We start from the raw sequence: 7,692 nt of genomic DNA, 5'->3' as shown, positions 1-7,692 counted from the left end.
AAGCCTATTGTAATTATTTTCTAATAGACTTCGATTACAACAGAGATTATTTTTCACAACATTAATTAAAGAACCAATATATTTTAGGAGGAATTTAAATTATGAAGAAACCATCTAAAGATTTATGGGGATTATTTAATCTTAATGGCATTGATTCGAAAAGAGAAACTATTTTTTCAGCAAATGCTAGACTATTACAAAGTATTTGGAGAGAGGAGAAGAAGGAAGACAAAAATTTAGAATGTCTTAACGAAAAATATGGATATTTATTAAAACTTAAGGATGAAAATAATCCAGATGAAGAAGAAAAACAAGCTAACTTTTTAACTAAATATATTAAGGATTTAGTTAAAAAGAATACAAAAGATAGAGTGAAATTAATAAAAAAACCAAAAATTTGGAATAATCTACTTTCTAGTCAAGCGTTAGCCTTTAATTTATTTGGAGAGCTTAGTAAACAAGAAAATTATAAAATGACTACTAAGGTATTTAAAATATTTTTTTCTAGTTTAACTATTGATAAAATAACAGGAATTGAATTTGAATATTCACCTGATAGAGGAAATAGAAAATTCACAAATGATTATACTGCGTTTGATGTTTTTGTAAAATTTGAGTTTGAAAAAAATAAAAAAGGGTTTATTGGAATTGAAATTAAATATAGTGAACCTACTTCATATAAATCATATGATCAAAGTGCTCCATTATATTGTGAAAAAATCAAAGAATTATCCTTGGTTGAAAGAAATATTGATCAACTTGAACAAATGTGGAGGAATCATAGGTTAGGAGTTAGTCTCTTGAAATCAGTTCAGAATGAAATAAAACAGAAGACAGGTAAAAATTATAATTTTGATTCTAAAAATTCTTTTGACCAAGGATTATTTGTAATGATGTACCCTAGAGAAAATAAAGAGTGTCAATTTACTATTGATAAGTATATTGCTATTAATGAATATAATAATGAATTTGAAGTAGGAATTGAAAACTTTTTTAGGGCAATAACTTTAGAGGAGTTTGTTAAAAAATTAGAAGAAACAATTAAACTAGAAAATAACAAAGGTAATCATTTTAAAGATATAGAATGGATTGAAGAATTTAAAAATAGATATTTAGATTTTTCGAAAATTAAAACTTGGGAATATATTAATGCATGTTATGGGTCTTCAAGTTTAGATTATATTTCTGACTTCAATTCCTATCATGAATATTCTAATTGCCCTATTGCTGATATAGAAATAGTAAATAATGATTTGGTTATATGGTGTAAATATCTTGATAATCCCTGCGAAGTAATTGAAGTAATTAATGATGAGTCAAATGATGAGTCAAATGATGAGTCAATTGATAGTGATTTATGCTCTTATACAAATAAAATAGAAAATGATTAAACTAATTTGTTAATTTTTAAAAGTATAAAAATGGTTTAATATGTGCTGTACTTCGGATAACAGCAGATTAACAACATCCCAGTCTATGAGCATAAATGAAGGCTGGGATGACTTACATAAGATTTTAGATTTAATTAGAAGTTAAGAGCATTGGTGGGGACGTCGTGAATCTGCGGGACGTTGTATGTCCAGTGAAGCTGGACATATCCAATAGGTGAAAGATCTATTAGAGAAAAGTCAAAACTCTATAGCTGAATGGCAATATGGCGGGAAACCAAAATATTGAAGTCCATTGACAAAGGTATCTAAAGGATATCGAGCGAATATGCAGACCGCAACATTAGTGGTTTCGAAAGGGGTAAAATTTGGTGGTCGAGTTTCTAACGTTCAGGCGAAGGCAGAATGTATAAATGAAAATTGACTGAAACATTTATACACACCAGCGGAGTATTAGCGGTGGTATGCATATAAGGACATGTTCGGAACTAGAGAAGCCTTCCTTCTTCCTGTGAGAAATTACTTGAGAGAAGAAGATTCTATAACTGAGACTCAGGAAAAGAGTTAGAAAAGAAGAGGGTGGCGGATGGGTTTGTAGTAGCCAAGATTACAAAATAAGATAACTTTGTATAGCGAAGAAACCCTACTATTAATAAACTTTCCGACACTAGAGGAGGTAAGGGTGAAATAATAAAAGCACCCATTAACTTACAAGATTTGAGAAGGAGAATATATCTTAAATCTAAACAAGAGAAGTCCCATAAGCAAAGGATATGACTGGAAGAGATGAAGTAGTAATTGGTTATATTGAGAAAGGTTTATTTAATAATTATAAACTGGCTTATTATGGTGAAAGTTAAGCCAGCTTAAATTGATAGGATTTAAGAAGAAAGTTAATAGGGAACCGTATGCACGGTTTGAAGAGGCAGGGACTGGAAATCTAATATGGCTGGGATATTGTGACACTCATAGACGAAAGAGTGAGCAAACCGAGAACACGAATGCCAACCTAAGTTAAGGCACAAGACTTCGATCCTACATCTGAAATATGCCTTTTTGGAGAGGGAGGTTTGAATATGTCTAAATTGTTTGTATTGGGATCTGGATTTTCAAGAAGTATTTCATTAAAAATGCCTACATTAAAAAATTTGAGTAATTATTTATATGATTATTATGAGGACATATTTTCAAACGAGTTTTATAAAAGATTTGCCAATGATTTTGAAAATTTATTAACTTACCTTCAACAACCTATGCCGTGGAAAACTAGAGAGGAAATTTTAAAAGATAGATCAAATTTCGTAAAAGTAAGCAAACTAATTACAAAATATATAAGTGAATGTGAGGAGAAAACCTTTGAAAAAGATATGCCAGAATGGGCTATCAAATTCATAAGATATATACATAATAATAAATTTACAGTAGCTACATTAAATTATGATACTATCATTGAAAGGTTAGCTTATTTAAGTGAACTAAAAGGACAAGATGAACAGAAGGTTTATTTACAAGATATTTATCAACTTCCAATTGCTAATGTTAAGTCTAGAACTTCTTCTTTATGGAGTTCATCACCAGTTGATACTTTTAGATTATTGAAGCTTCATGGCTCCATAAATTGGTACTATACTGGGGGAGAAAATTTTGGTGGTCAACAAATATTCTATGTTTCAGTTAAATCTAAATCTCCCTTTGAAGATAAAACAGAAAATAATGTAAATTCTAATTTATTAGGATTAGAGCCGTTAGTTATTCCACCAGTTTCTGAGAAATCATTGTTTTATCAGACTAACATTGTTAAAGTATTATGGAGTGAATTCAGAAAAGCCTTAAGTTCAGTTGAAGAAATTTATTTTATTGGATATTCGTTGCCAAAAACAGATCTTACAATAAGAATGTTTTTCAATGCATACGCGAATAGCAATGAAAAAAATATTTATATTATAGATAAAGCTACTGGTGAATATGCTAAAAAATTATACAATAATTATAATAAAGTTTTTTCAAATTGTACTCTTAATGATGATTTTGTAGGACTTGAAAATCCCGTTAAACTGTTTATGAACAAGCTATTAAGTTAGTAACGGCATACTTCAGATAATATGGGCTTAGCGGTACGTCCTGACAGGGTATATATTCTAGTGAGTGTGGAAAAGTAAAGGTTAGTCATCAATCAGCTCTGTATCGAGTCTTGGAGGGGTTTTGCGGTAACGTAATCCTTTAAATGTAGACAGTAAGTTAGCAAGTTAGGATTGGTTTGCCAACAATTAAGAAATTTATAATTGATTAGGAGGCCTAGCTTAAATGTCATATAATCTATACAAAATAACTGATGGAAAAGTAAAGCAGTTAAATAAAAAAGATTTTGAGTTAGAAAAAGAACTCCAAAAATTAATAGAAAACAATCTAGAAGAAATCTTCGGTATAAGATTCTTAGCCAGTGAGTATGTTACTGGAGAGCGACACGGAGGTAGGATGGATACTCTAGGGATAGATGAGAATCATTCACCAGTAATTTTGGAGTATAAAAAGACTCAAAGTCAAAATGTGATTAACCAAGCCTTATTCTATTTAGATTGGCTGGTAGATCACAAAGGAGATTTTGAATTACTAGTAAGAGATAAAATTGATGAAAATATAGAAGTTGACTGGTCTTCACCTAGAGTTTTATGTATAGCAGAGCAGTTTAATAAGTATGATACCTATGCTGTATCACAAATGGGTAGACCTATTGAGTTAATTCAGTATCAGCTTTTTGAAACTGGGCTCTTAAATATAGAAATACTTACCGCAAATGAAGAAGAGGAATATTCGCTTAAAAAGAAAAAGCCGACAACTAAAAATAAAGAGTATAATCTTAAAAGACACTTAAATAAAGGAAGCGAAGATACCATAGAACTTTTTGAAGAACTACAGGAGTTTATTTTAGATCTAGGAGATGATGTTAAGGAAAGCATTAGGAAGCTTTATATTGCCTATCGGACAATAAGAAACTTTGCTTGCTTGGAAATACACAAGAAACACCTTCTAATGTATTTATCGCTAGATCCTCAGCAGATAGATTTAAGTTTTGAAAATCTAAGAGATGTTAGCAATATAGGCCATTATGGTACTGGTGATTTGGAAGTAAGAATAGAAGGCGTAGGAGATGTTGAAAAAGCAAAAGCATTATTGAGAAAAGCTTATAAGTTTCAAGCATAATTAAGGAGAAAGAATAAATTGTCCTTCCATCGAAACTTTGGACAATAAAAGATTATGCTTTTCTAACATAAAATTGCTTTAATTTACTCGCTAACTCTTATGCTATTAGATCGACACTATCTATTAGGTCATTAACCGGCTGACTATGATAATAAGCTGGTCTTTTTATTTTAAAAGCAGGTAATAGATCCATTTAAATTTAAGTTATAACTAAGATTAGATATTTTACTTTAAATAACATAACAGGAGTAGATATAAATGCTTAAGAATAAAAAGAATATTAGTTTACTTGTATCGATTTTTTTAGTCCTATTCATCGTAGGATGTAGTAATGGAAACGGGGGAACCACCAGTTATAATATCTCTGGCCAAGTAATTGACTCTTTTGATGCCGGGATAGAAAACGTCAGTATCTATGCTAACGAAGATCAAATAACTAAAACAGATACAGATGGTAAGTTCTCCAAAACAGATATTCAAAATAACATAGTCTTAGAACCGGCTAAGGAATCTTATAGCTTTAATCCAGAAGAAAAACATATAGCCTCTGAAAAAAATGATATTGAGTTTATAGGAGAATATATTGAAAGTGATGAGAATTTTAGTGGAGAAATAAGAGTTCACTTTATAGACGTCGGCCAAGGAGATGCAATTTTAATTAAAGCTATCGAAGATGATAGTAGATACAAGATGTTAATTGATGCTGGCCAAAAGTGGGAAGGCAGAGATAGAGTAGTTCCTTACCTTCAAGACTTAGGTATAGAAACTATTCATATAGCACTAGGTACTCACGCCCACTCAGATCACATTGGCGGGCTAATAGAGGTGTTTGAAAGCTTTGAGGTTAATAAGGATTATTGACCCTGGCTTAGTGCATACTACAGCTACTTTTGAGGAGTATTTAACTGTGATTGATGAAAAGGATATAAAGTTTATTGAAGGCAGAGCAGGAATGAAAAAAGAATTAGCTCCAGAGTTATTTTTTGAAATCTTAAATCCAAAAGAGCCTTTAACTGACGATTTGCATCTTGAAAATATAGTAGGACAATTAAGATATGATCAGGTGGGCTTTTTGTTTACAGGTGATATAGAAGCTGATGGAGAAGAAGAAATTATCAATAGAAGCTATGATATAGAAAATCAAATATTGAAAGTGGCACATCACGGCTCCTCTACCTCAACTACTTCGGAGTTTTTAGATGCTGTTAATCCAGAAATAGCAGTAATTCAAGTAGGGGAAGATAACCGCTATGGACATCCAGCAGATGAGGTTATTAATAGATTGGCTAATGCAGGAGTGGAAATCTATCGGAACGATTACCAAGGTGATATAGTGGTTACTACGGATGGTACTAGTTATTCAGTAGATGAAGAGCCTTATGATCCAGAAGATAGAGAAGAAGATACAGCAGATAAAATTAATATTAATACAGCTGATCACGAAACCTTACAAGAAATAACTGGAGTTGGGCCATCTATAGCTGATAATATTATTGAATATAGAGATACCTATGGTAATTTTAGTATGATTGAAGAAATAAAAGAAGTTTCAGGAATTGGAGAGGCTAGATTTGAAGATATGAAAGAAGAGATTACAATTTAGTGGGGTGATGCTTTGCAAGCAGTAATAGATAGATTTGAAGGTAACTATGCAGTGATTTTAGTAGGAAAAGATGAAGATCAGCAACTAGATGTACCTAAGAAACTCTTGCCAAATGAAGCTCAAGAAGGAGACTGTCTTAATCTTATCTTTGAAATAGATAAGGATAGCACTGAACAGCGGAAGAAACGGGTAGAAAAACTACTTGATAAACTTAAGAATAAAGATTAACTTTTGAGGATGGTTCATATGGAAGAAGCTAGAGAATTACTAATTGAAGTGATAGAGATAATTAGAAACTTACCGATTGACATAGAAATGATTGAAAATTTACTACTTGATATTAGAAACTTACTACTTGGTGTAGAGTTAGAACTAGTTCATATTATTTTGCTTTTATCTCCCTTTTTATGTGCGATAGTTGCTTATTACAAAAACCGTAGCGTAAGGCTATGGTTTTTTATCGGTCTTTTTTTCAATGTTTTTGCTTTGGCAATAATTTCGACTGCAAAATCACCAAAACACTTTTATAGAGCAGTTACAAGAAATTTAAAGAAGGCTTTTAAAAAAAGAATTGAAGAGCTTGAATTTAGCTATAAAATTAGCTATTACCAAATTGATAATGAAGCACTGGCTAAGGTAATAGAGGACTTTAAAAATAATTATGATGATTATTATCGAGAAACAGTCCGTGGTTGGAATTATCAATATTTTGGAGATACTGAAGAGGTGACAGTACATATTAAATTAAATCACGGTTTAACTAGAGAGCAGGATAAGTATACTTTTAAAGAAGTCTCAAAAATTATTAAGAAAACAGTGAGACCATATATGTCCGAGCATCATAAATTAAAAGCAGTACATAACTATATAGTAGAAAATGTAGTATATGATCATCAAAGAGAAAAGTGGACAGCCTATGATGCCTTAAAAGAAGGGGAAACAGTTTGTGCTGGTTATTCCCAGTTAACTTATCTTTGTTTAGATGAATTGGGTATTAAGAATAAAATTATAGTAGGAAAAGCAAATGAAAATATTCAAGATCAGAGTTCTGATGAAAATCACGCCTGGAATATGGTCAAGATAGCAGGGAATTGGTACCATCTTGATGTAACTTGGAACTCCTGTATCTATCATAGAGGAGGCTTTAGATATAAATACTATAACTTATCAGATCAGGAGATTAGCTCAGATCATAGTTGGGACTTAGATAAGTATCCTACTGCTAAGAGAGAATACCTAAAGTATCCGTTAGTGAAAAGAGAAAGCATTACATTAATATAAAAAAATTGCTTTTCTAATAGAAAATCCTCAATCTCTATAGTGATAATAGAAGCGAATTTCAAAAAGTATATAATCAATTAAGTAGCCCTGACTAATACCTTAATGGAAATTAGAGCTTTTATTCTTGTAATTTAATTAAAGTTTCATTAAAGCACGATTAAGTGAAAAAATAATATCATATTTATTCTGAAGTTAATTTAATTGAGTAATTAATTAGAC

The 7,692-nt window shown here is 31.1% G+C and carries 7 protein-coding genes; all 7 read left to right on the top strand.

What is annotated here, in order from left to right; translation table 11 throughout:
- The first annotated feature begins 101 nt into the window (after positions 1-101).
- The 7 genes from MWH30_RS12915 to MWH30_RS12885 all read left to right on the top strand — a co-directional run bounded on the left by MWH30_RS12915 (position 102) and on the right by MWH30_RS12885 (position 7,473).
- Positions 102-1,391 carry a PGN_0703 family putative restriction endonuclease gene (locus tag MWH30_RS12915; RefSeq protein WP_248664510.1) on the top strand — a complete coding sequence of 430 codons (1,290 nt, stop codon included), beginning with the start codon at positions 102-104 and terminating at the stop codon, positions 1,389-1,391.
- A 1,073-nt stretch (positions 1,392-2,464) separates the two neighbouring features.
- Positions 2,465-3,469, top strand: a complete 1,005-nt coding sequence (locus MWH30_RS12910) for an SIR2 family protein (RefSeq protein WP_248664509.1) — start codon at positions 2,465-2,467, stop codon at positions 3,467-3,469.
- Between the two features lie 223 nt (positions 3,470-3,692).
- Positions 3,693-4,589 (top strand): DUF5655 domain-containing protein, encoded by an 897-nt coding sequence (locus MWH30_RS12905; protein ID WP_248664508.1) that lies wholly within the window; start codon positions 3,693-3,695, stop codon positions 4,587-4,589.
- A 258-nt stretch (positions 4,590-4,847) separates the two neighbouring features.
- Positions 4,848-5,450 (top strand): MBL fold metallo-hydrolase, encoded by a 603-nt coding sequence (locus tag MWH30_RS12900; protein WP_248664507.1) that lies wholly within the window; start codon positions 4,848-4,850, stop codon positions 5,448-5,450.
- Positions 5,428-6,192, top strand: a complete 765-nt coding sequence (locus tag MWH30_RS12895; protein WP_248664506.1) for a helix-hairpin-helix domain-containing protein — start codon at positions 5,428-5,430, stop codon at positions 6,190-6,192. Before MWH30_RS12900 ends, MWH30_RS12895 begins: the two co-directional genes overlap by 23 nt.
- A gap of 12 nt (positions 6,193-6,204) precedes the next feature.
- Positions 6,205-6,420, top strand: a complete 216-nt coding sequence (locus tag MWH30_RS12890; RefSeq protein WP_248664505.1) for a DUF3006 domain-containing protein — start codon at positions 6,205-6,207, stop codon at positions 6,418-6,420.
- Positions 6,421-6,438: 18 nt separating this feature from the next.
- Positions 6,439-7,473, top strand: coding sequence for a transglutaminase domain-containing protein (locus MWH30_RS12885; RefSeq protein WP_248664504.1), 1,035 nt, complete (start codon positions 6,439-6,441; stop codon positions 7,471-7,473).
- Positions 7,474-7,692: the final 219 nt, after the last annotated feature.

Source organism: Fuchsiella alkaliacetigena, from assembly GCF_023227765.1.
GTDB classification, from domain to species: Bacteria; Bacillota; Halanaerobiia; order Halobacteroidales; family Acetohalobiaceae; genus Fuchsiella; species Fuchsiella alkaliacetigena.
The sequence above is the reverse complement of the archived record's forward strand: the minus strand, read 5'-3'. Positions and strand labels throughout refer to the sequence as shown.